Origin of the sequence: Agrobacterium larrymoorei (assembly GCF_005145045.1) — a bacterium.
In the GTDB taxonomy this organism is placed as follows: Bacteria; Pseudomonadota; Alphaproteobacteria; order Rhizobiales; family Rhizobiaceae; genus Agrobacterium; species Agrobacterium larrymoorei.
Genome location: NZ_CP039694.1, coordinates 12843 through 39511 on the forward strand (window position 1 = coordinate 12843; position 26669 = coordinate 39511).

Below are 26669 nucleotides of genomic sequence, written 5' to 3' on the forward strand. Positions count from 1 at the left end.
ACTACGCAGCGCCGTGACACTTTTTGTATTTTTTGCCCGAACCGCAGGGGCAGGGGTCATTTCGGCCCACCTTCTTCGGCAAGGATAAACTGGGCTCAGGACGTAATCGCTGGCGCGATGATGCGCGAACTCGCATCTCAGAAATGCGGCGCCGGTGATACTCGACATCGCGTAGAACGTCTGCTTCCAGACCAGCCTCGTACGGCGCGAGCTTCGCCATCTCACGATCAGCTGCGAATAAGTCCCCACATAACGCCAGCACTTCGGCATATTGCGCACGCACGGGCACGAGTTTAGACGCCATCTTCAAATGAATGACGTTTGGTAGCAGGCTGGTTTCGATCAACGAGCGGGCCGTATCATACTCATGTCGTTTGATACACTCATCAACAAAGTCTTGGCCGAGCCGGATCAGGGAATCGGGGGCTTGCGCGAGTTCGTAGAGCTTCATTGCATTCAACCGCGCTCTGCCGGCATCACGGCCAATCGCATTTATGGCCTTTGCATGGAGGTCGAGAGTATCGGCCAGGTGTTTAAGGTCGTCGACAAGCGTTTCGGACTTCACCAACAAAGGCCAGATTTTATCACGATTGCGGAAATCGAGGTCGGTAGCTCGGATCCCCAGAAGTCCGAAATATTCGCTGGCAAGCTCCTCAGTCTCGGAGATCGTGGCATCGTAAGCCTGCAGGAAATATAGTGCATTCGCGGCATTGTATCGGAAAATACGCCGATGAGCTGAACTGTCGGGTAATGAATCGTCGATTGACGCGATAAGCTTAATAACGGCGGCTGAATCCCTTTCGGCAGCAGCGATGTTCATCCGCTTCATCGCCTCGGCCAGACGCTCCTCCTCGCCAAAAGTATAAACATCAATAAGTTGGCTCATTCCATCGACGTAACGCCTTGCCGAAGCGTAGTCACTGCGTTTCATTGCACCGAAGACCAGCCCATCAAACGCCCAGAAGCGGTCTTCAGGAGCCGTCTCTTCTGATGATGCAGCATGAACCAGGAACGGATGGACGTCAGACCAAACGCCAATCTCATGGAAAAGCTCATCTGTCGCTAGCTCGACTAGTGGCTTGATATCACCAACGGCGGCAAGAGTTCGCAGATAGAGCCCGAAACGCTGCAAGTCAAACTGGTCGTTGATCGTGTCGAACAGGACGTCTTTCAGGGCTGTTCGTGCCGACAGGAGCTTGTCCTCGCCAGTGTCGGTGAGATACGACAGGCCGACAAGACGCAGGGCATCATGGACTTTGAGACGATCGCCCGCATAGATCTCGAGCGACCCCGATGTGCGAAGCTGCCGCAATGCCTGTGTGGCACCTACGGCATCTATTCCCGTTGCGCTCGCAAGCAAGCTTGTAACCTCCAATCGCGTTAGAGGAATGTCGGATAAGCTAAGAACTGACAACACCTCTCTGTTTTTTGCAGAAAGCGCCAGCAATACTCGCTTGAGGATCAATTCCTGAGCGGTCTCGACCAGATGCGTCTGTGATTCAAGACTGTCACAAAGCTCCCTAATCGAGCCAGCATATTCCTGTGCCGCGATGGAGACGGCGTTCAAGACGTAAAGGGGGAAACCGCCCGTTAATCTCAGAAGCCTTTGGCACGCTGCGACATCGGCAACGCATCCACCAGCATTCGATGCGGCGGCGACTGTGTCGATGCCCCAGCCTCGCAACGGCTCGGCAGCGCCCCCCACGAGGGCTTCCAGTTCGGCAACCTGTGGCCCCGGATGGCTGAGAAGAACGAATTTGATCGCCGTCAAGGGCTTTACGACGGCGTGGATATCCGATGGTTCGAGCCGGTGTGCATTATCGAGCACGAGCGTGATATCCATCCCGTCCCTTGCGAGGCGTTCGCTAATACGACGGAGAATTTCGATGCCAGACGCACCTGGCATCAGAACATCGCCTAACCCACCTCGTTGATTGCCAAACAGAGTCGCCGCGAGTTCCCGCGCCAGAGAGGATGCAAGGGACTGGCCGGGTGTGTCGCTAACATCATAATAGACTGCCGGACTTGTCGAATGAAGGGCGGCCTGAGCAACCCATGCAGTTTTTCCCGCACCAGAATACCCGATGACGATCCGAACCTGCGCAGTGCTTGAGAGAGGTGGTTCGTTTTCCTGTGCCCAATAGGTGCGCGGCGGGGCAGGGAAGTCCTGAAGTTGAACAGCGAGCTGGTCGAAAAGCTGCGGTAACTCGGTGCGCCTGAAGATGTGGTCCGCGCGAGGCGGGTATCCTGCTGAGGCTAGCGCAACAGCGCCTGCGAGTTTCCAGACGAGAATTTCAGGCGTCAACTGACCAAAGGGCAGATCGCCGGCAAGTGTCGCACACTGCTGGATGGCGCCAGATATGTCTTCAGCCGGCCTGGGGAGTGCGGCGTCAACCGAGCCCTGCATTTCCGGCCAGTGCAGCTCGACATCGGCCGGCCAGTTTGGTGCCCTAAGGCGTGCCAGCAAGGCCTTGTCTGGCGCGGTGTTCGCCGCCACCACGAAGGCGGCTGACCCTGTCCTATCCCCGCGGGCATGCGCAGCGCGCAGGTCGTCAAACCTGCCAAGGGCAGACTTGATATCGGCGAAGGTCAGAAGGCCTTTTCGTGTCTTGACCTGGATATATAGTCGGCGTGCACCGATCACGACCTCGATATCTTCGTCACGTTCAACGCAGATCAGTTCTACGGCAGCCGCCGCCGCCAATAGTAGACAGTTGGCGGCGTAAAGATGTTGGTAAAGGAATCCGCGGTGTAACGCTTCGATCCTGATCAACTGTTGTGGATCGAGGACCGGCGGTATCTCTATCGGGTGCATCGGCAATCTCTGGTCTCTTCTGCAATATGTTGTCCGCCTTCGCTCTGTCTGCAAGAATTATCGGCGGTAGGTGCATCGATCTCTTAAGCGAGATTCGTACAAAAATTGAAAATATCGATGACAGATCGGCTGCAATCGCATCGTGGGCTTCAGTCACCTTGGGTATGCTATGCCTTTTAGGACATTCGAGCGGCTCGCCCACTCCTCATGATCCTAGTACATAGTCGCCAGGCTGGAGCCTGCATGGAATTCTTTTTGCTGGGCGTCACTGGACGACATTGCTTTGAATGTGGCGTTCAAGTTGATCTTTCGACGTAACGAACACGTGTGATGGTAGAAATGCTAAGCCAATTATCCAATACGTTTGACGGCCATCAAGATGGCGTATGCCATCTTGATGGCTCTCCCTATTTCCATTAGATTGGATTCGGACGAAGGAGCATTCAATGGTAACCCCGCAACTATCTGTTCGCAGTTCCAAAGCACGCGATCTTGCCCACAAGCTTGCTCGACGAGAAAATCGCACGATCGCTGATATCGTCGAGCGCGCGCTCGAAACCTACGAGGCTCGTGAGGCGGGACGTGAACCGGCTGCGAAATTCTATAGCCGTCTGTCATCGCAGTCGGGTACGGATATCGATTTCGGTAGTATCATCGATGAAAACAGACGCGCTCACAAAGGCGTCGAGCTTTGATTTTTCTCGACACGAATGTGATGTCGGAGACCTTGAAGAAAGCTCCCGATTCTGCGGTTATAGCATGGCTGGTTCGTCACGACGCCGAATTAGCATTGCCGACGGTTGCAGTTGCTGAGATCGCTTTTGGCATTCAAAAGATCAGGCCGGATCAGCGCGCAGATCGCCTGGAAGAGGGACTTGTGAGCTGGCGCCGCCGGTTCTCCGACAAGATGTTCGCCTTCACGGAAGAAGCAGCGTTGGCCTACGGCGATATCATGGGAGAGGCTGCGCGGCAGGGGAAAGGAATGTCGGCTCCGGACGGCATGATTGCGGCGATAGCGCGGATTAATGGTGGCCGGTTGGCAACCCGAAACCTCAAAGATTTCGAGACAACAGGGCTCGAATTGATCTCGCCCTGGAAATTCTGATAGTGAGAACCTGTCCTACAACAATCGGAGCCGCTCGCCCGCTTCTGCGTGTAACACTGTTATAATAGCTGGATGCTTGCTGGACGGATCGGTGGCGTGATTGCTCCATCGCCTCAGGGAGAGGGATGCCTCGGTTGGCCGCTTCGGTTAGATAGCCTGACCGCATATGCGCCGAAAACTCCCCACTGGCAGCCCAGCAATCTCTGCCCTCTGCTTCTGGATTGCATTGATACTGCCGATCGAGCGCCCGCCGCGACACCGTCCCCCAACGCCCGATTCCCTGAAACACACTGCCCTTGTCGATCTTAACGGCCGCCACCCAGGCGTTGAGCGCCTCGACGGGCCGACCGGTCAGATAGACGATGTCGTCCTGCTCGCCGGTCGTTTTTTGGTGCGGCCGAGATGAGTGGCCAAAGAGGGGAGGGGAGGGATGTCTTCGGTCTCAATCGGAGCTTCCACGGTCAGTTGTTCCAGGCGGAGGCCTGCGATCTCGCTGCGCCGGCCGCTGCCGGGGGGAAAGGCGCCCTTCAGGATCGCCCGGTCACTGACGTCGCGTAGGCTGCCAGCAGCTTGGCTAGCACGTCGCCGGTCACCGCTTTCGCGCTCTTGCGACGACGCTGTCTCAGGACGGCCCGCACGGCGAGGCGAATGGCGGACTTGAGGGAAGCGGGACTGACCGCGCCCTCTATACCCGGAGCCATGATTTTCGCTTTGATGTTCGGCTTGGGCAACGTCCCGCTGAGCATTGTCAGCGGCACCCTGCCGCTGGCGCTGTTTGGCAGCGAAGGTTGCGGCAAGCTGCAGGGGAAGGTGATGGCCGCTCGACTGATCGTTTCGGCTTCAGCCCCCTTCGTCACGGTATTGGCAATGGAAGGGCTGGGGTTCTCGTTGTCCCTAGCAGGGATCGTCGGCCTCGGCCTGCTGGCCCTGCCCTGTTCGTCCTGCTTGGGAGCTTTCGCCGCCAAGGCATGGTAGGCTGATCGCATGTTGCATATCCTCTTTGCCCTCTCGCTGGCGATCGTCGCTCTGCTCTGTCAATCAGCACCGAACATTCACCCCTTTTACTTATCCAATTTTGACCCCCCTGTATGCGATCAGCGCTTGGCCTGCCCGGCGCTGGCCGGGGTTGCAGAGGGTAGGCCAAGTGCGGGTGATGGGTATCTTCGGCTTTAGATCCCATGAGGAGTGAACAGCGGCCGCCGCTCTGGCAGAGTGAGGTTGCATCAAAACACTCGCTCAGGAGGAGCAGTTTATGGAACCTGTATCCATTCATCCGACCGCTGTCCGCATTGATCTTGGCGCAATTTTTGTATCATTGGAACTGAGCCGATCGACCTGGTTGATCACTTCGTTGTCGCCGGGCAGTGGCGAGAAGATGTCGAAGCACGTAGTGGCCGGTGGCAATATAGCCGAGCTACTGGATCGATTTGAGCAGCTACAACAAAAGGCGCGGTTGAGAACAGGGAAGTTATTTCCCATCGTGACGATCCAAGAGGCAGGATTGGACGGCTTCTGGATACACCGCGTGCTGGAGAGTTACGGCATCGAGAGTTACGTCGTCGACGCAGCTTCGATCGCGACTTCCCGTCGACGTCGGCGTGCCAAGACCGACAAGATCGATGGAGAGGCTCTGACGCGCACATTGCTTGCGTTCAAGCGCGGCGAGCCTCGCGTCTGTGCGATGGTCAGAGCGCCAGATCCGAGGGACGAAGATCGGCGTCGGATTTGCAGGGAACGTAAAGTTTTGATTGCTGAGCGGGTCAGGCATGTCAATCGCGTGAAGGGGCTACTCTTCGCTCAAGGCGTCAGCGGCTATCAACCGCTCCGTAAGGATCGCCGTCAGCGGCTAGAGGAACTCCAGACCGGAGATGGGCGCGAGTTACCGAAACACCTGAAGGCTCAAATCAATCGCGAACTCGACCGTCTCGAGTTGCTGCTAGAGCAGATCGCTGCAGTGGAGAGCGAGCGTAATGCTCTCCTATCGATGGACGAGCAGCCAGCGGTTGAGGCAACCTCGCCCGCAGCGATGCTGCTGTCCTTGAAGGGCGTTGGCGCTGAATTTGCCGCCGTTCTTTGGACCGAAGCCCTGTCCCGGCATTTTGATAATCGGCGGCAGATTGCCGCCTATGCAGGTTTGACACCAACCCCATGGATGAGCGGGACCATCGACCACGAACAGGGTGTCTCAAAGGCAGGAAACCCTCGGCTGCGCACCACGATGATCCAACTGTCTTGGTTGTGGCTACGCAATCAGCCAGCATCAGCGCTTAGCCGTTGGTTTGTGGATCGGGTTCAGTCGAATGGTGGACGCTTAAAGAAAGCCGCGATAGTGGCCCTGGCGCGCAAACTCCTTATCGCGCTGTGGAAGTTTGTCACTGCGGGTGTTGTCATCGAGGGGGCTGTCATGAAGACCGCCTGACGACCCCAAAAGATTGCCGAATACACAAATCTTCCAGGACTGATCACTCCTGGCGGATCCAGGTGAGCGAACCGCCTCAAAGTCGGGCTTTAAATGCCGCGCTTTAGATTGGTCCCGTTCTCCTGAGCCTTGCCGCTACGCAAGCGGGATAATGGTGCTGCCGGGCAAAACGGCGACCGTATGTGAGTTTGAACCGGTAACGGCAACGTGCCGCGTCATGCAAGGTGGCTCAGACCATGGGTTCGATACAAAATCGAAGGGGCAAGCTATGAAACTATGATTGAACTTGACGGCGAAATCCTCATGTGAGCTTTGAGAGCGGTTTTTGAAGCGCCAAGATTCGTTTCCGGTTTCCACGATTTCGCAGTGATGGGTGAGACGGTCGAGGAGTGCGGTTGTCATCTTCGCATCACCAAACACCGACGGCCATTCACCGAAAGCCAGGTTTGTCGTGACGATGATAGAGGTGCGCTCGTAGAGCCTGCTGATCAGGTGGAACAGGAGCTGACCTCCGGCCTGCGCGAACGGCAGATAGCCGAGTTCATCGAGGATGATGAAGTCGAGGCGCGTAAGGTAATCGGCCATCCGACCTTGCTTGCCGTTGCGTGTCTCTGTTTCTAGCCGGTTAACCAGGTCAACGACATTGTAGAAGCGTCCACGTGTGCCGTTACGGATGAGCGCGCGGGCAATTGCAATGGCGAGATGGCTCTTGCCCGTTCCTGTACCGCCGACAAGGACGACATTGCGCTGGTCGGCGACAAAGGTGCCGGTGGCCAGCTCCCGCACCAGGGATTCATTGATGGGCGTATCTGCAAAATCAAAGTCATCGATGTCTTTCGCCAGCGGCAGCTTGGCGATAGTGAGCTGGTAACGAATGGAGCGTGCCTGCTTCTCAGCGATTTCCGACTGCAGGAGGTCACCGACAATGCGTGGTGGTTCGTACTGCCGCTTGATACCGTTGCCCATGACCTCATCATAAGCGCTGCGCATTCCATAAAGCTTCAATGTGCTCATCAGTTCAAGAACCTGTGTGCGTTCCATCAACTAGCCCTCCTGAGCCTGTCGTAACGGGCGCAGTCGGCGACCGGCTCATGGGCAAGCCGAAGCGCATCCGGGATTTGAAGTGTTGCCGACGGAGCCGGATCGCGGCTTCGCGCCAGAATGTTGATGATCACCGAGGCCGAGCAGACGCCGTGATCAAGCGCTTCCTGGCAGGCAGCTTCGACGGCGGTAAGACCATCAGCAGGAACGCATCCGAGTATGGTGACCATCTGTCGATCACCGTCATCGGCGCTCTTCAATCGCTTGCGGACCTTCTCCATCGCGGTTGGCAAGACCCATTCGCGGAACGGAGCGCCGTTACGCAAAGCACCGGGTTTGCGAGCAAGAACAGGAACATAGTGCCAAGGGTCGTAGATGGTGTCGCCACGACCAAAGCTGCGCTGGTGTTCAGCGACCGTCACTCCATCCTGCTTTATGACGACCCGATCAGCGTAAGCGTGAACCTCGACAGGGCGGCCGACAGCTGTCGACAGGACGGAATATTTGTTGTTGTCGAAGCGGACGGTACAGGTCTTCGACACCGAGGCTGGGACGCTGTGGAACCCGTCGAATGGACCGACGTAGCGCACAAGGCTGCCACGCTCGGCCTCGAACATCTGCCAGATCGTCTGCACCGTCTGTTCGGGATGACTATGGGCCTTGGCATAGCCAACGCATTTATCGAGGAGCCAAGCATTCAATTCCTCCAGGCTTTTGACTCTGAGACGCGGCGTGAAGAAGCGCTCGCGCACAAGGCCGACCTGGTTCTCGACCTGACCCTTCTCCCATCCCGATGCAGGGGTGCAGGCGACCGGTTGAACGAGATAATGGCTGCACATTTGCAGGAAGCGGCGATTGTACAGCCGCTCCTTGCCGATAAAGACCGCCTCGACCGCCGTCTTCATATTGTCGTAGATGCCGCGCGTGCAGGTGCCACGGAAGAAGTCGAAGGCCTTGTCGTGGGCGTCGAAGACCATCTCCTGGCTCTCACGCATATAGGCTCGGGCAAACATCATCCGGCTGTGGCAGAGGCGGACATGAGCGACCTTCACCGTGGTCGTCACACCGTTGATCAGAACGATCTCATGGCTCCAGTCAAACTGATAGGCTTCACCGGGCGCGTAGTAGAGCGGCACATAAGCTTCGGCCGTCACGGCACCTCGATCCTTCGACCATCCTTTCGCGTAGCGTCGGATAGCATCGTAGCTGCCGTCATAACCCAGCGCCCGAAGCTCCTCGTAAATCCGGATCAGCGTAAGGCGTTCACGAGAGGGCTTGCCTTCATTCGAAGCGAGGAAACGCTCGATCTCGGCCTTCCACCGACCCGTCTTCGGTAACGGTTGTCGCTCTCTTTCGTAAGAAAAGTCCGTCTCATCGGTCCGTAATATCTTGCGAACCGTATTGCGGGAGACATGCAGTTCCCGGACTATCCTCTTTACCGACCAGCCTTGAACATGAAAGGCTCGACGAACACGTGCAATCGTATCCACTCGCTTCAACTCCCCCTCCATTCGCCTTCAAGAGACGAACGGACAGATGAAACAGGAGGGGGGTCAAAATTGGACGCCGATCACCCCGCCAGAGGGGTCAATATTCCATGCCGAAACACAACGAAGTTGCTCGAACAGATTATTCGCCAATAGTCATCGTCATTTCAGTCCTCTGTCCGAAGACCTGAGACAGACTCAAATCTAAGGCCGATTACTACACGGCTTTAGTTCATCTGTATATGAGAATGTTCGTATGGATCTGCTGCGGTTTGAAACTTCGATTGTGCCCTGCTCGGTACAGCTGATGAGCTTCGATTCGGTTTTAGGGTCTTTCAGGCCGATTGCGCTGCCAGCGTCATAAGGATCATCGAGGAAATCCTGCAATGGGGCTTGGTCATCGAAACTCATACGCCCGAAATAATGCACGACCGAAGCTTGCCCAATTGGTGCGGGACCAATTCGACCACTATCGTTGTTACCTCAACAGTGCGGCTTGCCGACGCCGAGGCCTCAAACGCAGACGTTCTTTTTTATTTGGGCCGCTGAACGCATCGTGTCGTGGCCGTGATACGGGCGCTTGTGGCGGGTCGGGGCCAGTTGCTGCAGGTCCAGTCGCACCCTCTTTATTGGCGACCTCTCAGCACCGTTCCGTATCCCCGCCTTTATCGATCTCCATCGCCTGGAGATGGTTCGACTGCTTCAGCGCCAGCGGTTGATCGTGAAGGCTTACGCCTTGCTTTTTCACCGCCTTCGGAACTGCCAGGAACAGCCGCTCGCGCTAAATCCCGCTCTATAAGACCTGGAGATCCCTCAGCTGGGTCTTGGTCCGGACGGCGGTTCGAACGCTTTGATCGATCGCCTCTCATCGCATTTTCGATACCCTTTTCAGCATGTGTTTTTAGATCTTCGCGAGCACGGTCGGCATTATCCGGGTCGCTCCTCGACGCATCGCTTCCCTGATCTTTTCTATCATACGTCATTGAATACCTCCTGTTGAGTTCGTCGCTCAGTAATGGATGGCTAGTGAAGGGCCACTACTTGCCGCTTTGCGTGATCCATTGGTTCGACGTGCGTTTTCCAAAATGCCTCGGCCCCGGCCGAGGCGTCTTCCTGGCCCACGCACTGATTGTATCATCGTCAACCTTCGCACGACGACGACCACCCAGCCGCAAATATTCCATCGCGGTCTTGTGCGATGGGTGTCTGTCGCATCTGGCTAAAGTGCGATTGTCCAAGAACCTGAAGGAGCGGCATGCTCTGGTTTACCGACGCTTCGTTCCAGGAACAGAGTGAAAGGCGTCCTGGTTTTATGCTTACCCGATGTCTCGTTGCTCGTGCTTATGACAACAGTCTCTCATCTGCGGTACAATGACTATTGATTGGCGTTGGCGCTGCTCGGGAATTGCTTGGTTTCACTCATTATGGTTGCCTCCGTTGGAGCTGAATGAGCCGTTTTCGGAGGCATTGCAGTCAGCGCGATCGTCCCAGAGGGGTAACGTTGATCAAGGCCTCGGTCCGCGTGATTGCTGTTCGGTCGGCTTGAGTGATCAACCTGTGCTTGCCCAACCCCCTCTCGGGCAATTGGTTCCTACCTTTTCAACGGGTGCGGACGAAGCAAACGTCCCTCGTTAGAACATCAGGCTGGGAGTAGAGCCGGAGTTTGACCCCTTTCGGCGTGGGGCGGTCCAAAAGTTGGTGCCCGAGATCTGACTCGCAGCAAGACGCAGCGGCCCCTTAATAACCGAGCGGCGGTGGTCAGCGCCGTGCAGCTACTCATCTCCGCACACTCCGAACATTAAGGCGTTCGCGAGCGGACATGGAAATCTCGCACCTGTTGAGATGAGTATGGCGCAGTACTCATCAGCCAGGGACTGGTCGCCGCATTGCGATCGATACCTTCAAGTAGCAGTCGCAAGCACTATTTGCAGCATGTCGAAAACGCTTCGCCATTCTGCTAGTTGCGAGACGATGTTACGGCCTTCATCTCTGGGACGTCGGCGGTCGAATGGCCGGAGAAGAAGAAAAAGGGAACACTCCTTTCCTCAAGAACGGCTGCCAGGCCAAATGTGGTCTCACCGTCAAGCTGGACGTCGAGGATATCGGATGTGCCGTTTGCAGGGGCCGTCTTACGCGAACTTCTGCTTTCGCCCTGTCGTTTGAACTAAGCGTCCTTTTCCAAATCCTCCATATCATTTGAAAATCTATTCCTGTCCAAAATTCAAATTGAATTTAGTCTATAAATAATATGGAGAATAAGGAGTTTCAGATGACTGGACCAACCATCCTCGGCCTATCGGGGAACGTCAAACGCCCGTCACGTACCGCCTCGCTCGTTGATGCTGTCGTCTCTTTGGCTGCGAAGCGTTTGAGCGGGAACGCTCGGCTGATAGAGTTGGTCGACGCTGCTCCTATCCTTTTCAAAGCGTTGCGCACCGACCAGCTCGATGCAGAGGGCCGTGCGATCATTGAGGCCGTCGAGGCGGCCGACGTTCTCGTTGTCGGATCGCCCGTTTACCGCGCGTCTTACACCGGCGCGCTGAAGCATCTCTTCGACCTTGTCGATTACCGGGCGCTAACCGGAAAGCGCATCATCCTCGTGGCGACAGGCGGAACACCGCTGCATGGTTTGATGACCGAGCATCAACTTCGGCCGCTTTTCGGCTTTTTCAACGCACTCACTTTGCCCACCGCGATATACGCTACAGAGGCCGACTTTACCGCCTACAACATCAGCAACTCTGCAGTGCACGGACGCATTGAACGCGCGGTATCTGAGCTGGTGCAGATTCTGCCCGCCGCCCGTCAGGTCGCTTCCGTAGGCCATCGCCCAGCGCTCGTCGTGGCCTCGGCCTGAGAATTTCGAAGAGGGAGAATATCATGTCTCATGCGAGCAGAGAGCCGGTCAAATTTGCCTACTGGGTTCCCAATGTCTCAGGCGGGCTGGTCATTTCGAACATCGAACAGCGCACAAGCTGGACGATAGAATACAACAGGAAGCTGGCGCAGATCGCTGAAGCTAGCGGATTTGATTATGCCCTGAGCCAGATTCGCTTCACGGCAGGCTATGGCGCAGAGTACCAGCATGAATCCGTATCCTTCAGCCATACGTTGCTGGAATCGACGACGACGCTCAAGGTCATCGCCGCTATTCTCCCTGGTCCGTGGAATCCAACCCTGGCCGCAAAGCAAATCGCCACGATCAATCACCTGACCAATGGACGCGTAGCCGTTAATGTCGTCAGTGGCTGGTTCCGCGGCGAGTTTCATGCGATCGGCGAGCACTGGCTGGATCACGACGAGCGATATCGTCGCTCGGAAGAATTCATCCGCGCGTTGCGGGGCATCTGGACGGAAGACAACTTCACCTTCCATGGCGACTTCTATCGCTTCAACAACTATTCACTAAAGCCCAAGCCGCTGGATCCGCAGCCGGAAATCTTCCAGGGCGGCTCCTCGCGCGCGGCCCGCGACATGGCTTCGAGAGTCTCTGACTGGTACTTCACCAACGGCAATACGCCGGAAGAAATCCGGAAGCAGGTGGACGATATACAAGGTAAGGCAAAGGCTAATGGCCATTCCGTCAAGGTCGGCGTCAATGCCTTCGCAATAGTGCGTGAAACCGAAGAGGAAGCGCGCGCCGTTCTTGCCGAGATCATTGACAAGGCCAATCCAGAAGCGGTCAACGCCTTCGGTCATGAAGTGAAAAATGCCGGAAAATCATCGCCGGAAGGCGAGGGGAATTGGGCAAAATCGTCGTTCGAGGATCTGGTCCAGTACAATGACGGCTTCCGTTCCAACCTGATCGGTACGCCGCTTCAGGTGGCCGAGCGCGTCGTCGACCTGAAGCGCGCTGGTGCCGATCTCATTCTTCTCGGCTTCCTGCACTTTCAGGAAGAGGTGGAATATTTCGGCAAGCACGTCATCCCGCTGATCCGGGAGCTTGAGGCGGTAAGAGAAACGGCTGTCGCAGCCGAGTAATTGCCCATGAGCATTGTCGGTCGGTAGATCCGGCCGCTGGTAATAACAGAACGCGATCCGGTCCGCGGTTCGTGGCGAGGAAAGTGTGCGCCCATCAGACCGGAAGGCCTGGTGGTACGCGACGGAGAACAGGGGCATGCGCGTAATGACATTTGCCTATAGAGGTCTGGGATCAGCGCCGTTTCCGTCCGACGTTCAGGAACATCTGGCAGCGCTCGAAGGGCCCGAGGTCAGGGCATCTCAGGATGCCGCGGGAATGGACAGGAACGTTCTCCAACTGTCCGGTGTCAGCCTGTCCTTCGGCGGTGTCGTCGCCTTGAAGGACATCGATTTGTCCGTCGGACGCGGCGAAATCCTCGCGATCATCGGACCGAATGGCGCGGGCAAAAGTTCCATCCTCAATGTGATTAGCGGTGTCTACAGGCCGGATCGCGGCCGCATCAAATTGGCCGGGCGCGACTATGCCCAAGTTCCGACGCAGGCACTCGCCCGCCACGGCGTTGCGCGCACTTTCCAGAACCTGGCCTTGTTCAACGGGCTGAGTGCCCTTGACAACATCCTGTCGGGCCGCGCCTACGAGACCCGCTCCAGCTTCGTCGAGCAGATCGTCGGCATCGGCCGGGCAAGGACCGAACAGTTGGACGCGCGCCGCCGCGCCAAGGATGTACTCGACTTCCTGCATCTCTCGCATGTCGGCGACAGGCTGGCCGGCACGCTGCCCTATGGTCTGCAGAAGCGGGTTGAGCTTGCGCGTGCGCTGGTTGCCGAGCCAAATATCCTGCTTCTGGACGAGCCGATGGCGGGCATGACGGCGACGGAGAAGAACGAAATGGTCGGTTTCGTGCGTGCTGCGCGGGACACGCTTGGAACGACGGTTGTCCTGATCGAGCACGATATCGGCGTCGTCATGGGACTGTCCGACCGGGTCGTCGTCCTTGATTACGGGCGCAAAATTGCCGATGGCACGCCCGACGAGGTGCAGGTCGACCGGCGGGTGGTCGACGCCTATCTAGGCGTGGCGCCCGAGAATGAGGACGGGGAGGATATCTGATGGCCGATTTCGACTGGCTGTTCTTCACTGAAGTTCTCGTTGGCGGTCTTCTCTCTGGCGTCATGTATTCGCTGGTCGCAATCGGCTTCGTGCTGATCTACAAAACCTCCGGCGTGCTCAATTTCGCCCAAGGTGCCATGCTGCTGTTTGCCGCGCTGACCTTCGTCAGCCTTACAGAGCGGGGCATTTCCTTCCCGCTCGCCTTTGCCATCACCTTCGCGATCATGGTGGTCATCGGCGTGGCCATCGAGCGCACAGTGCTGCGACCGCTGACCAACAAACCACCTATTACGCTGTTCATGGCGACTCTCGGTCTCTCCTACATCATCGAAGGGGCGGCGCAGCTGATCTGGGGAACGCAGGTGCACGGGCTGGATCTAGGCATCGAGGATGTGCCTTTCGATGTCGGCGGCATCTATATCAGCCAGTTCGATATTTTTGCAGCTGTCGTTGCAGCTGGCATGGTGGTCCTGCTTTCTGTCTTCTTCCGTTACACCCGCATCGGTCTCGGCTTCAGGGCCGTGGCGGACGATCAGTTCGCCGCACTTGCCGTTGGACTCAGGTTGTCGTGGATCTGGGCTGCGGTCTGGGCCGCCGCCGGCCTTGTGGCTCTGGTCGCAGGTCTCCTTTGGGGAGCGCGGGTCGGCGTGCAGTTTTCTCTGTCGCTGATCGTCCTCAAGGCGCTGCCGGTTCTCGTTCTCGGCGGGTTCGATTCGATCCTCGGCGCGATTGTCGGCGGATTGGTGATTGGGGCATCCGAGAAGCTCGCCGAGGTCTATATCGGCGAATATTTCGGTGGCGGAATAGAAGGCTGGTTTGCCTATGTGATCGCGCTCGCTTTCTTGCTGGTGCGTCCCGCCGGACTGTTCGGTCAGAAGCTCGTGGAAAGGGTCTGAGACATGTGCGTAATCGCGTCTGGTCTGCCGCATGAGCATTTCTCCGCACGCTGGGCCGTACCGCTGGCCTTGCTGGCAGCCGCCTATGCCGGTGTTCCGCTTGTTGCCTCCAGCTATCTGTTCGAGGCTATCCTTCTGCCTTTCCTGGCGCTCAGCCTTGCCGGCGTCGGGCTTAACATCCTCACCGGCTATGCCGGCCAGGTGTCGCTGGGAAGCGCCGCCTTCATGGCGGTCGGGGCCTTTGCCGCCTATAATGTCAATTTCAGGGTCGATGGATTGCCGCTGATTGGCAGCATCGTGCTGGCGGGATTTGCGGCCGCCGCCATCGGCCTGGTGTTTGGCCTCCCAAGCCTCCGCCTCAAGGGTTTTTATCTCGCGGTATCAACCCTTGCGGCGCAGTTTTTCGTGCAATGGGCGCTGACCAAGTTCAGCTGGTTTTCCAATGACTCCGCCTCCGGCGTCATCGATGCTCCGGCGCTCTCGGTCGGCGGCTTCGTCTTCGAAAGCCCCGTCGGACGTTACTATTTTGCGTTGAGCGTCGTCGTGGTGCTGACTGTGCTCGCCTACCGGCTGGTCAATTCCCCGACGGGACGCAACTTCATCGCCGTGCGCGACAACGAGACGGCTGCCCGGATCATCGGGGTGCCAGTGCTCAAGACCAAACTGCTAGCGTTCGCCGTTTCTTCCTTCATCATCGGCGTCGCCGGTGTTCTGTGGGCTTTCGCTTACCTTCGCACGGTGGAACCGGCCGGTTTCAATCTCGATCGTTCCTTCCAGATTCTGTTCATCGTCATTATCGGCGGGCTCGCCTCGATCCGCGGCGCGTTCTTTGGTGCCGCCCTGATCGTGGTGTTTCCGTTGCTGCTCTCGCGGCTCGGGTCCTTCCTGCTCGGTAATGTCTTCGATTCCGGTGTGCTCGAGATGAGCCAGCGCATCATGCTCGGCGTGCTGATCATCCTGTTTCTGATCCTCGAACCGGATGGCCTTGTCGCCTTATGGGACCGGGTCCTAAGACGCATCGGTTCCGCTGTCAGGCGGACCTGAGCCCACCAGAGCCTCGTCGCTCTTCATCCCGCAGTCATCCTTTATCGATTAACCCAGAACCGGTGCCTTGCCCGGTCGATACCCGGAGTGTGTCCAAATGACGTTCCTCAGCAAATTCAAGATCGCGTCGCTTGCCGCAGGTGTTGCCTTCACCATAGCCCTGCCAGCTGCCTACGCCGACGAGCAATACTTCCCGCTCCAGAGCTACCGCGTCGGTCCCTATTCCGCCGGCGGCACGGGCTTCTTCGGAGGCTTCATCGACTATCTGAACCTGATCAACACCCGCGACGGCGGCGTCAACGGTGTCAAGCTGACCTGGTCAGAGGCCGAAACCCAATATGAAGTCGAGCGTGGCGTCGAGGCCTATGAGCGGTTGAAGAGCAATCCTGATGTCGCTGCCTGGAACCCGCTCTCTGTCGGCATCGCCTATGCCATGATCGACCGGATCACGCAGGACAAGGTTCCGCTGATCACCATCAACCATGGTCGCACGGATTCGACCGATGGCCGCGTCTTCCCTTACGTCTTCCCGCTGCTGCTCAACCCCTACAGCGAGACCTCCGGCATCGTGAACTATATCGCCTCGAAGGAGGGCGGGCTTGAAAGCCTCAAGGGCAAGAAGATCGTCGTGCTTTATCATGGCTCGCCCTATGGCAAGGAAACCATTCCGATCTACGAACTGCTGGCGAAGAAATACGGTTTCGAACTGCAGCAGATCGAAGTTCCGCATCCGGGCAACGAGCAGCAGTCGCAATGGCTTACAATCCGCCGCGCCAAGCCGGACTACGTTGTCTTGCGCGGCTGGGGTGTCATGAACCCTGTCGCCCTGAAGACGGCAGCCAAGACCGGCTTCCCGGTCGATCACATCATCGGCAATGTCTGGTCGAACTCGGAAGAGGACGCCATTCCTGCCGGAGAAGCCGCCAAGGGTTATACCGCGATCACCACGCAGGCATCGGGTGCCGAATATCCGGTGGTTCAGGAAATCGTCAAGACGCTCTACGACGCCGGCAAGGGCAATCTGGAAGACAAGAAACGTATCGGTTCTGTCTACCACAATCTCGGCATCGTCAACGGCATACTCAATGTCGAGGCGATCCGTATAGCGCAGGAAAAATTCGGCAAGCGCACGCTGACCGGCGATGAAGTCCGTTGGGGCTTCGAGCACCTGCAGCTTGATCCGGCCCGCGTCGAAGCGCTTGGCGCCAAGGATCTGTTCCACTCGATCAACGTCACCTGGGACAACCACGAAGGCAGTGGCTATGTGACCTTCCAGAAGTGGGACGGCGCCAAATGGAACGTCGTCTCCGACTGGATCGCGCCCGACTGGGCCTTGCTGCGGCCGATCATCGAAAAGTCGTCCGAGGCTTATGCCGCCGAAAAGGGCATCAAGCTGCGCACGGCGGAAGATGCCGCGACAGCGACCAACTGATCCCTCCGGGCCGCGCGCGCCCCTCTTCATGCGGCCTTTTGCACGCAGACAGGAAGATGATCATGGCTCAAGAGCACATCCTACTGACAGTTGCCGATGTGAGGGCGACCTACAACCACGCGATCACCGCACTCCACCGCGTCAGCTTCAGCCTGGCGCGCGGCGAGATGTTGGCCTTGCTGGGGGCCAATGGTGCCGGCAAGACGACGGCGCTCAAAGCAGTCTCCAATCTCCTGCCTGCCGAACGCGGGCAGATCGTTTCCGGCAGCATCCGATTCGACGGGCTTGACGTTATCACGACAAGCCCCGCCAATCTGGTGCGCGCAGGGCTTATTCAGGTTCTTGAGGGCCGCCATTGTTTCCGCAGCCTGACGGTCGAGGAAAATCTTGTGTCCGGAGGGCTTGGCCGCAGCAGTAGCCGTGCCGAGATCACCGACGATCTGGAGAAGGTCTACACACACTTCCCCAGGTTGAAGGAAAAGCGGCGGGCCCTGTCCGGCCTGACATCCGGCGGCGAGCAGCAAATGACGGCGATTGCCAGGGCGCTCATGTCGCGCCCACGTCTCCTCGTACTCGATGAGCCATCCATGGGGCTGGCGCCGATCGTCGTCCAGGACATTTTCCGCACATTGCGCCGGCTCAACCGGGAGGAAGGGCTGTCCATTCTGGTTGCAGAGCAGAACTCCGCCGTCGCGCTGAACTATGCCGATCGCGCCACGATCCTGGAAAACGGCGTTGCCGTGCTTTCCGGCAAAGCTAGCGATCTGCGCAAACGTGACGACATCAAGTCCTTTTATCTCGGCAAGACGGCCGCCGCCCCAAACGTTCCGGCGCTCGCCAGCTAACCCCAATCCAAGAGGAGAAGTCTATGACCCTATCAAACGTCAATACAGAGAATGCCGCGAAGGCAGTGCCGCCGGTGCCTCGTTCCGCCGAGCCCGCCCATGTCATCAAGACCGATACCGAGGCGATCGCCGTCGCAAAGACACTTGCAGCCGAGTTTATCAAGGGCTCGGCGATAAGAGACCGCGATCGGATCTGGCCGGTCGAGGAACTCGACGCCTTCTCGCAGAGCGGACTGTGGTCGATCAATGTGCCGAAGGCGTTCGGCGGACCGCAAGTCTCCTACGCGACCCTTGCCAAAGTCATCGAGATCATTTCGGCGGCCGATAGCTCGATCGGACAGGTTGCGCAAAACCATCTCGGCGTCGTTGCTGCTATTCGTACCGTTTCGGATGAGCACCAGCAAAAGCTGCTGTTCTCAGAAGTGCTGAAAGGCACGCGCTTCGGTAACGCCTTCTCGGAGTTCGGCTCCAAGCGGGCAGTGGATTTCGAAACGAAATTCGTCGATGCCGGAGATCATGTCATCGTCAACGGAAAGAAGTTCTATTCTTCAGGCGCGCTGCTGGCACATCTGGTGCCGATCGTTGCGCTGGATGACGAGGGCAGGGCGTGGTACGCGATCGCCGATCGCGGCGCCGAGGGACTGACGGTAATCGACGACTGGTCGTCGTTTGGGCAGCGCACGACACTTTCTGGAACCGTATTGCTTAACAACGTCAAAGTTCCAAAGACGCATCTCGTGCCTGGCTATAAGGGCTATGAGGTTCCGACAGCCGATGGTGCGATCTTCCAGATCATCCAGGTTGCAGTCGATACCGGCATTGCGCAAGCGGCTATCGATGAAACGGTGAATTTTGTGCGGACCAAAAGCCGCGCCTGGGTGGATTCAGGCGTCGACAATGCCTGGGACGACCCCTACACGATCCAGGCGGTCGGCGATCTCACTTTGCGCCTGCACGCGGCGCAAGCCTTGCTGGAAAAGGCCGGGTACGCCATCGACCGGGCAATAGCCGATCCGAATGCGGAAACTGTCGCTGAAGCGCAGATCGTTACGGCAGAGTCTAAGATACTCTCGACGGAAATCGCCATTCTTGCCACCAACAAACTGTTCGAACTGGCCGGTACGCGATCGACCCTCGCCGAACACGGCCTAGACCGTCATTGGCGCAACGCCCGAACACACACGTTGCACGACCCGGTTCGCTGGAAATACGCCATCTTGGGCAAATATTTTCTGAATGGCGAGAAACCGCCCCTGCACGCATGGAGCTGATAATAAACGGACTGGCAGCTTCTGCTCTGGCCCGGCCTACTTCCCTTTTCGCTAGCATTGATGCAGCACTGCTCTGCAAACTGAGCCTGTTCCACTGCACAGACCGAATCGAAAGTCCGCCATTGAGCGGAAGATGATTGATTCGCGATAGGTGCCGCCCCTACCGCACGCCCCGATTTCTCATAAGCTATTTCTAATTAACAGCTCGCCGAAAGAAATGTGGTTGTCAAAGGTTCGAATCGCTTCAAGGCGTGGCTACGGCAGTTTTAAGCCAATAAGGACATTCAACTTCGCGTAACACTGACGTTGTCGATTTCCAGACACGATCTGTGATTCGACAGCGGCAGCCATGCATGTTAGCGTTCTTCATCGTCTGCAGATTAAGAAGGGCGCTGACGGCTGAGAGTCTATTTGCTCTTGCCCCAATGGGAGAGAGCTATGACCAGGACCCCTTATTCCCATTCGCAGAACCAGCTACTCACGATGTTGCCCGCCCCATCACGGCGACAGCTTTTTTCGAAGCTTGAGCTCGTGCCGCTGGTGCAAAACTACCGCATTGCGTCTAAAGGCGAGATCATCAAATACGTCTACTTCATGAATTCCGGGGTTGGATCAGTCATCGCCTCGTCAAGCAAGGGGCGCATTTCGGAAACCGGCATCATTGGGAACGATGGTTTTGCTCCCTTGGCGTTGAGCTTTGGAATTGATCGGAGCCCGTTCGACATTATTGTCCAATGCGAAGGCGATGGGTTCCGGATGAAGGCGGACGCGTTTCAAGAAATCGCGTCATGCGATCCAGTCGTTGCGCAGATGGCTCTTCGTTACGCTCATATTTTCTTGATCCAGGCAGCTTGTACGGCCCATTCCAACGCTCTCGACAGGGTCGAGGTCCGTTTAGCTCGTTGGTTATTGATGTGCCATGATAGGATTTGGGGGAACAAAATCGCACTTACCCATGAGTATCTTGCACTTATGCTCGCCGTTCGCCGTCCAAGCGTTACGACGGCGTTGCACGTGTTGGAGGGAAACGGCTACATTCGTTCAACGCGAGGCGAGATATTCATCCGGGATAGGAAAGCTTTGGAGCAGTTCGTTGGCAGCTCATATGGCCATCCCGAACAGGAATATGCCGATTTTGTTCATTGGATGGAAAGCGAGCGCCACACTTGGAACGTCGATTGTCACTCCAGATTTGCGCCGCAATAGCTCCCTCAAACATCGAGCGTCTATCAAACCACCATCCTATCTTCGGTCGCGTAGAAAATTCAGCGAAACCGGAAAATTCTACCATACCGAAGATGCGGACCGTAACGCTTGGCAGCTATTTCCGCGTCTGTTCAACACATTACTTATACATTGAATTTTAAATACCAGTCCTGCATAAAATCGTCCTCAGGTAAGTGGTAGCTGAGTGCTACGAATGCTTTCAAAAGCGTAGATCCTCAAGACGTGCGGCGAGCAGATGCCAATCAATCGGATCGGCATCATGCGTCCAAGAAATTCGAACGGTTCCTGCGATAATGTCCTCCGGTAGGCTCATTGCCTCCAGGACATGGCTCGGCTCATAGCGCGCTGAGGTACATGCTGAGCCGTTGGAGATTGCGACAATATCTTTGGCCGCAACCATAACAGCCTCCGAGTCGATCCCCGGAATTGCAAAGCTCAAGATGTTCGAGACCACCCCTTTCTCGATCCCACCGTGTACTGTAAAGCCGTCCATCACAGCGAAAGCCGAAATCGCTTCGCGCCGGATCCTTTCGCAGGCCTGGCGACGCGCGTCTCTTTCTTTCTCGGCGAGTTCGCATGCGAGGCCGAAGCCTGCAATCAACGGAGTCGCCAAGGTGCCAGGCCGCAACCCCCGCTCTTGTCCGCCACCGAACATCAGCGGCGAAAGGGGAGGGCGACGATCATCGCGACGGCGCGCAACCAAGGCGCCAATACCTTTGGGACCCATGATTTTGTGCCCGCTCACCGATATCAAGTCGATGCGAGAGTTACGAAGCTCTTCGGTCTCCTTGCCAAATGACTGAGCAGCGTCCACATGGAAAAGAATTTCACTCCCTCGTAAACGAGAAGCGATATCGGTGATGGGTTGGAGAGCGCCAGTCTCGTTGTTGGCGTGCATCACAGAACATAGCAAGGTGTCCGGGCGCAAGGCAGCGACCACTTCGGCGGCGTCAATGTGCCCGTTAATGTCAGGCTTGACCAGAGTGATTTCGAACCCGTTTTCCCGAAGATGCTCGACGGGTTCCAGAACCGCCTTATGCTCTATCGCAGTCGTAACTATGTGCCGGCGACCGGTTCTTTCCCCGTACGGCGCAAGTCCAAGTATCGCTATGTTGTTCGACTCGGTTGCCCCTGACGTGAAAAATACTTCTTCCTCAGAAGCGTCGAGGGTTGCGGCAACCTGGCGCCGGGCGCGTAAAACAGCATTGGATGCCGTAGCCCCATAGACATGGGTGCGGCTGCCGGCATTGCCGTATTCTTCCACCATCATTTTTAAAACAAGCGCGGCCACTCGCTTGTCCGTCGGTGTAGTGGCAGCGGCGTCAAGGTAAACGGGTGTTTTGTACGTTTCCAAAGAAACAAACTGCGTCTTGTTCATTGACGTTGTCCGTTAATATTTGTTATTGAATACCATGTCTCAACGAACGATGAAACAGGGTAGATTCGAATGAGAGGAACCCTCGAATTTCCTGCCGTCCGTGGTATTCAAGCAGGGAGAGAATACTACGTTTCAATGTGCCCTTTGGGGTTCGTCCACAAGATTTTCATCTTTAATGAAAAGAACGAGAAGGCGCTTACGCCGGAGATGCGCGTTCAGCGTCATCTAAATCGAAGCCGGGTTCCCGAGATCGCACGATACCTTGTTAGTAATCCCTCCAGCTATGTGTTTTCGGCCATAACGGCGTCGATCGATGGTGAAGCGGTATTTCGCCCCTTTGATCAAGACGTGTCGGGGCGTCACGGCACCCTCGAAGTCCCCATGTCGTCAAAGATCATTTTGAACGATGGGCAACATCGCCAGGCAGCCATCGCCCAAGCGCTGCTACAGTCGCCGGAGCTTGCTGACGAAACGATCGCCGTCGTCCTGTTTCACGATCGCGGATTGGCCCGCTGCCAGCAGATGTTCTCTGATCTGAATCGCTACGCAGTTCGCCCACCACGGTCGCTCAATGTTCTTTATGACCATCGTGACGATCGAGCACTGGTGGCTAAACACATTCTAAAAGGAATTCCAGATTTCGCCGATCTCGTCGAGCTGGAAAGGTCAAGTCTATCGGCGAGAGCCAAGCAGCTGTTCACGCTCAGCGCGCTCTACACAGCGACCGCGGCACTGTTTGTTGGCCACGATTTTCCCAATCAAGACGCTCGTGGGGAGATCGCCCTTGATTTCTGGCGACAGGTCAGCGCGGTTATGCCGCATTGGGGCGAAGTGCGCTCAGGTCAAACGTCGTCGGGTGCGTTACGGGACGAATATATTCATTCCCATGGGGTTACGCTACATGCGCTTGGACGCGTGGGAAACACTCTTCTGAAAGCAGGAATGGACTTGAGCGGAGCTCTTCCAGCCCTTGGCCAGATCGATTGGCGCCGGTCATCTCATCTTTGGAAGGGCCGGGCCGTCGTAGCTGGAAGGATGTCAAAATCCCACCAAGCCGTGATCCTAACCGGCAACCAGATTAAAATGGCCCTGAAACTTCCGCTCAGTGCTGAGGAACGGATCCTGGAAGACAATTTTATGAGGCAAGATCATGTCGCCTGACCCTAGCAGCAGAAATTCTGGGCGGGTGTCCGCTTTTCAAGAAGGGTTCAAAAAGACCATCACGGCTCTGCTTGAAGAGATCGTTGCGCTGTACAAAGCAGACCGCACACCATGGGTCGTGGGTTATTCTGGCGGAAAAGACTCGACCGCAACCTTGCAGCTCGTATGGATGGCACTTTCACGGATCGAGGCGGCTGAGCGACTAAAACCGGTCTATGTCATCAGTACGGATACGCTGGTGGAGAACCCCATTGTTGCCCTTTGGGTTGGGAAGTCACTCGATAAGATGGGGGAAGCTGCCGCAAACAACGGTCTGCCCTTAACGTCACATCGTCTCACCCCCGATCCGACTGAAAGTTTTTGGACCTCGCTTATCGGTCGCGGCTATCCCGCACCTCGTCCAAAGTTTCGGTGGTGTACCGACCGTTTGAAGATCAATCCTTCCAATCGCTTCATTTCGCGCGTCGTCAAGGCGAGTGGCGAAGCTATCGTTGTCTTGGGCACGCGAAAGGCTGAAAGCCGGGCCCGCGCGCGATCCATGGAGCGGTTCGAAGGAAAGCGAGTACGTGACAAGTTGAGCCCAAACGGCAAGCTTCCAAATTCATTCGTTTATTCGCCAATCGAAGATTGGTCTAACGATGATGTCTGGACCTTCCTGATGCAGGTGAAGAACCCCTGGGGGTTCGATAACCGCGATCTTCTCACCATGTACCAAGGGGCTTCGGCTGACGGCGAGTGCCCTCTCGTCATCGATGCGTCGACGCCAAGCTGCGGGGATAGCCGGTTTGGTTGCTGGGTCTGCACGATGGTAGACCAAGACAAGTCGATGACGGCGATGATCCGCAACGACGTTGATAAGGAGTGGATGCTGCCGCTTCTTACCCTTCGCAATGAGCTTGACGTTCGCAATGAGCAGGGCAAGAGGGACGATCGGCACCTGCGAGATTTTCGTAGGATGAACGGATCGATGCAATTGCACAATGGGCGAGTTGTTCCCGGACCTTACGTTCAGAGTGCAAGAGAGACTTGGCTTCGAAAAGTCTTGGAAGCTCAGGAGCATCTGCGTGCCAACGGTCCCGACGATGTCCGCGAAATTGAACTTATTTCGCTCGCAGAGCTTCGCGAGATAAGGCGCATATGGGTAACCGAGAAGCACGAAATCGAAGACAGCTTACCGGAGATCTACCAGGAGGTGACTGGTAATGCGTTTCCAGACGGACAACTCGACGAGACGACCCCGTTTGGACGCGATGAAATCGATATTCTCAGGGAAATTTGCGGTGAGGATGTCCTCCATTTCCAGCTGACACGGGAGCTGCTCGACGTCGAGCGTCAGCATCGCTCCATGGCGCGCCGGGCTGGTCTTTTCAAGGCGCTTGAAAATTCGCTCCGCCGCGGAGCTTACGGGAGTGCGGCCGAGGCCGAGGAGACGGCTATTTCCCGACAGGACATTATCGACGATCTGCGGGATGAGGAGGAGCTCAGTCTTTTCGAATACCAACCGCTTGGAGCTCCCGCCCCATGATACTCGACGAAATTGTCCTTCATGACTTCGGCGTTTACGGTGGTCATCAGAGCATCAATCTCGCGCCTGTCAGCAAGACGCAACCGATTATCCTCTTCGGTGGATTGAACGGCGGCGGCAAGACCACACTCCTCGATGCATTGCAGCTCTGCCTGTTTGGCAACATGGCAAAATGCGCGGGTCGCGGCCAGTTGAATTATGACGAGTATCTACGCAGGTCGATCCATAACCAGGCAATCGCGCCGGAAGCGGCGGTTGAGCTAGCTTTCAGACACAAAGTGGACGGCGAAATGCAAAATCTTCGCCTGACGAGGTCATGGTCAGTCGGTGAGACAGTGCGCGAGCGCTTCTCGGTCACACGCAATGGTGTTGTAGACAAAGCCGCGAGCGACCATTGGGGCGTTCAAGTCGAAGACTTTATTCCAGCCAGAATTGCTGATCTCTTTCTGTTCGACGGAGAAAAGGTCGAAGGATATGCGGATCTCGATCAGGCCCCTGGGTTGATCAAGAGCGCAGTCCAAAATCTGCTAGGGCTTGACGTTGTCGAGCGACTTGGGTCCGACCTCAATTCTATTGAGCGGCGAAAAAAGGCGGATTTGAAAACGCCAGAAGAAACGGAAGCGCTTGGGAGGTTGCGGGATGAAATCCAAAAGCTTGCCACCGAACGAGGCCGGCTTGTGGTGGAACGAGCAGCCGCTACAGTCGAAATTGATCGCTTGCGCAGACGTTTTGAAGACCTCGATGCCCAATACGATAAAGAGGGCGGTAGCATTTTTGAGGACCGGGGTCGGCTTGAAGCAGAGCTCGCCGTTGCAGAGCGCGGCCTCGACGCGATGGAACGCTCAATGCGCGAACTGGCCTCGGGCGCAGCACCCCTACGACTTGTTTCGAATCTCTTGGAGGGAGTGCATCAGCGCGCGATTGTCGAAGACCGTGCTCGTCGCAGCTTGCAGACAGCTGAAGTCGTTGCCGAAGAGCATGATGCGCTCCTTGGCCATCCCGCGCTCAGGGAACTTTCGAAAGATGTCCTCACAGATTTGAAAGCGCATGCCTCCGAGCGTTTGTCAGTCCTACGTGCTGCGGCGTCCGAGCCCATCCTGCTTAATCTCGAGGCCGGGGCGTCAACGGCAATTTCTGACTTGATTAGAACTGAACTCGTCGATATCGGGTCAGCCAGCGGTGACCTCTTAAAAGAAGAGGCCCTGATCAAAGAGCAGATAAGAGCCTGCAAAAGTCTGCTTGCTGCGGTGCCGAATCAATCTGCGATCGCCGAACTTCAGGTTCAAAGAGAAGCAGCCCGCGACAGCCTCAAGATCGCCGAGTACGAGCAGTCGCGGCGCGAAACTGACATCGGGCGTTTCGATCGAGATATCGCTGCCAAGCGCGAGAGGGAAACCAAACTCCTGGAGTCCTCCGCGCGAGAGCAATTCGAGCAGGATGATGTAAGGCGAGTTCTGATCCATTCCTCGCGTGTCCGCGACACACTCGAACTTTTCCGCGAAGCGGTGGTCAAAAGACACGTCTCACGTATAGAAGGCTTTGTTCTAGAGAGCTTCCAACACCTTATTCGCAAGCCCACATTGGTTTCCGGCCTGAAAATTGATCCTCACGACTTTACGATCGAGCTATCCGGGTCGTCGGGTCAGAAACTGACATCTGACAGACTGTCCGCTGGTGAGCGTCAGCTGCTTGCGATTGCTCTTCTTTGGGGACTTGCAAAAACCTCAGGTCGGCCATTGCCGACAGTAATTGACACGCCACTTGGAAGGCTCGACTCAGAACATCGAACCCGCCTTGTAAAGCGCTACTTTCCGTTCGCAAGCCATCAAGTCTTGCTGCTGTCGACCGATGAAGAGATCACCCGCGGTTACTATGATGCGCTCAAACCAATGATTGGTCGCTCATACCGACTCCATTACGACCAAGGACAGTCGCGCACCATTGTCGAGGATGGCTATTTCGAGGGTGAGGAGGGCCAGCAGTGGCAATAG

The 26669-nt window shown here is 56.6% G+C and carries 20 protein-coding genes and 1 pseudogene; 16 read left to right on the forward strand and 5 right to left on the reverse strand.

Annotated elements, in window-relative coordinates; genetic code table 11:
* Position 1 precedes the first annotated feature (1 nt).
* Entirely contained in the window at positions 2-2815 is a 2814-nt protein-coding gene (locus CFBP5473_RS23010; protein WP_027676378.1) for an SEC-C metal-binding domain-containing protein, read from the reverse strand.
* Positions 2816-3261: 446 nt separating this feature from the next.
* On the opposite strand from CFBP5473_RS23010, the gene CFBP5473_RS23015 reads away from it, so the two are divergent.
* Positions 3262-3510, forward strand: coding sequence for a type II toxin-antitoxin system VapB family antitoxin (locus CFBP5473_RS23015; RefSeq protein ID WP_027676379.1), 249 nt, complete (start codon positions 3262-3264; stop codon positions 3508-3510).
* Positions 3507-3920: a type II toxin-antitoxin system VapC family toxin gene (locus tag CFBP5473_RS23020; RefSeq protein WP_027676380.1), complete on the forward strand. Its 414-nt coding sequence runs from the start codon at positions 3507-3509 to the stop codon at positions 3918-3920. Before CFBP5473_RS23015 ends, CFBP5473_RS23020 begins: the two co-directional genes overlap by 4 nt.
* Positions 3921-3939: 19 nt before the next feature.
* Here the strand turns inward: CFBP5473_RS23020 and CFBP5473_RS23025 are convergent.
* Positions 3940-4585: pseudogene (locus tag CFBP5473_RS23025) on the reverse strand (site-specific integrase); the annotation flags it as partial.
* Positions 4586-4619: 34 nt separating this feature from the next.
* Between CFBP5473_RS23025 and CFBP5473_RS23030 the strand changes: the two are divergent.
* Together CFBP5473_RS23030 and CFBP5473_RS23035 are read left to right on the forward strand one after the other, a co-directional pair.
* Entirely contained in the window at positions 4620-4895 is a 276-nt protein-coding gene (locus CFBP5473_RS23030; protein ID WP_027676381.1) for a hypothetical protein, read from the forward strand.
* A gap of 277 nt (positions 4896-5172) precedes the next feature.
* Entirely contained in the window at positions 5173-6339 is a 1167-nt protein-coding gene (locus CFBP5473_RS23035) for an IS110-like element ISRel9 family transposase (protein WP_027676382.1), read from the forward strand.
* A 135-nt stretch (positions 6340-6474) separates the two neighbouring features.
* On the opposite strand, the gene istB is transcribed toward CFBP5473_RS23035, so the two are convergent.
* Both istB and istA read right to left on the reverse strand, forming a co-directional pair.
* Positions 6475-7380, reverse strand: coding sequence for an IS21-like element helper ATPase IstB (gene istB, locus CFBP5473_RS23040; protein ID WP_234881928.1), 906 nt, complete (start codon positions 7378-7380; stop codon positions 6475-6477).
* Entirely contained in the window at positions 7380-8879 is a 1500-nt protein-coding gene (gene istA / locus CFBP5473_RS23045; RefSeq protein ID WP_027676383.1) for an IS21 family transposase, read from the reverse strand. The genes istB and istA overlap by 1 nt, the downstream gene beginning before the upstream one ends.
* Positions 8880-11136: 2257 nt before the next feature.
* On the opposite strand from istA, the gene msuE reads away from it, so the two are divergent.
* The 9 genes from msuE (at position 11137) to CFBP5473_RS23090 (ending at position 20593) form a co-directional block, all read left to right on the forward strand.
* Positions 11137-11724: an FMN reductase gene (gene msuE / locus CFBP5473_RS23050; protein WP_027676385.1), complete on the forward strand. Its 588-nt coding sequence runs from the start codon at positions 11137-11139 to the stop codon at positions 11722-11724.
* A 23-nt stretch (positions 11725-11747) separates the two neighbouring features.
* On the forward strand, positions 11748-12848 hold the full coding sequence (gene sfnG / locus CFBP5473_RS23055) for a dimethylsulfone monooxygenase SfnG (RefSeq protein WP_027676386.1): 1101 nt from the start codon (positions 11748-11750) through the stop codon (positions 12846-12848).
* A 136-nt stretch (positions 12849-12984) separates the two neighbouring features.
* Positions 12985-13899, forward strand: a complete 915-nt coding sequence (locus CFBP5473_RS23060) for an ABC transporter ATP-binding protein (protein WP_027676387.1) — start codon at positions 12985-12987, stop codon at positions 13897-13899.
* Positions 13899-14795, forward strand: coding sequence for a branched-chain amino acid ABC transporter permease (locus tag CFBP5473_RS23065; RefSeq protein ID WP_027676388.1), 897 nt, complete (start codon positions 13899-13901; stop codon positions 14793-14795). The genes CFBP5473_RS23060 and CFBP5473_RS23065 overlap by 1 nt, the downstream gene beginning before the upstream one ends.
* Positions 14796-14798: 3 nt before the next feature.
* Positions 14799-15839, forward strand: coding sequence for a branched-chain amino acid ABC transporter permease (locus CFBP5473_RS23070; protein WP_027676389.1), 1041 nt, complete (start codon positions 14799-14801; stop codon positions 15837-15839).
* A gap of 97 nt (positions 15840-15936) precedes the next feature.
* The gene (locus CFBP5473_RS23075) at positions 15937-17271 is read left to right on the forward strand and encodes an ABC transporter substrate-binding protein (RefSeq protein ID WP_027676390.1); all 1335 of its coding nucleotides are present in this window, start codon (positions 15937-15939) and stop codon (positions 17269-17271) included.
* Positions 17272-17333: 62 nt separating this feature from the next.
* Entirely contained in the window at positions 17334-18116 is a 783-nt protein-coding gene (locus tag CFBP5473_RS23080) for an ABC transporter ATP-binding protein (RefSeq protein WP_027676391.1), read from the forward strand.
* A gap of 23 nt (positions 18117-18139) precedes the next feature.
* A complete protein-coding gene (locus CFBP5473_RS23085) occupies positions 18140-19387 on the forward strand; it encodes an SfnB family sulfur acquisition oxidoreductase (protein ID WP_027676392.1) in 1248 nt (415 codons plus the stop codon).
* Positions 19388-19825: 438 nt separating this feature from the next.
* A complete protein-coding gene (locus CFBP5473_RS23090) occupies positions 19826-20593 on the forward strand; it encodes a Crp/Fnr family transcriptional regulator (RefSeq protein ID WP_084631740.1) in 768 nt (255 codons plus the stop codon).
* A 220-nt stretch (positions 20594-20813) separates the two neighbouring features.
* Here CFBP5473_RS23090 and dndA read toward each other — a convergent pair whose 3' ends face one another.
* Positions 20814-21992, reverse strand: coding sequence for a cysteine desulfurase DndA (dndA, locus tag CFBP5473_RS23095; protein ID WP_027676393.1), 1179 nt, complete (start codon positions 21990-21992; stop codon positions 20814-20816).
* A gap of 69 nt (positions 21993-22061) precedes the next feature.
* Here dndA and dndB point away from each other — a divergent pair, with 69 nt between their 5' ends.
* Genes dndB through dndD form a run of 3 tightly spaced genes read left to right on the forward strand, consistent with a single transcriptional unit; the run spans position 22062 to position 26669 of the window.
* Positions 22062-23153, forward strand: coding sequence for a DNA sulfur modification protein DndB (gene dndB / locus CFBP5473_RS23100; RefSeq protein WP_084631742.1), 1092 nt, complete (start codon positions 22062-22064; stop codon positions 23151-23153).
* The gene (gene dndC, locus CFBP5473_RS23105; protein ID WP_037171394.1) at positions 23143-24678 is read left to right on the forward strand and encodes a DNA phosphorothioation system sulfurtransferase DndC; all 1536 of its coding nucleotides are present in this window, start codon (positions 23143-23145) and stop codon (positions 24676-24678) included. Before dndB ends, dndC begins: the two co-directional genes overlap by 11 nt.
* Positions 24675-26669: a DNA sulfur modification protein DndD gene (gene dndD, locus CFBP5473_RS23110; protein ID WP_027676395.1), complete on the forward strand. Its 1995-nt coding sequence runs from the start codon at positions 24675-24677 to the stop codon at positions 26667-26669. The genes dndC and dndD overlap by 4 nt, the downstream gene beginning before the upstream one ends.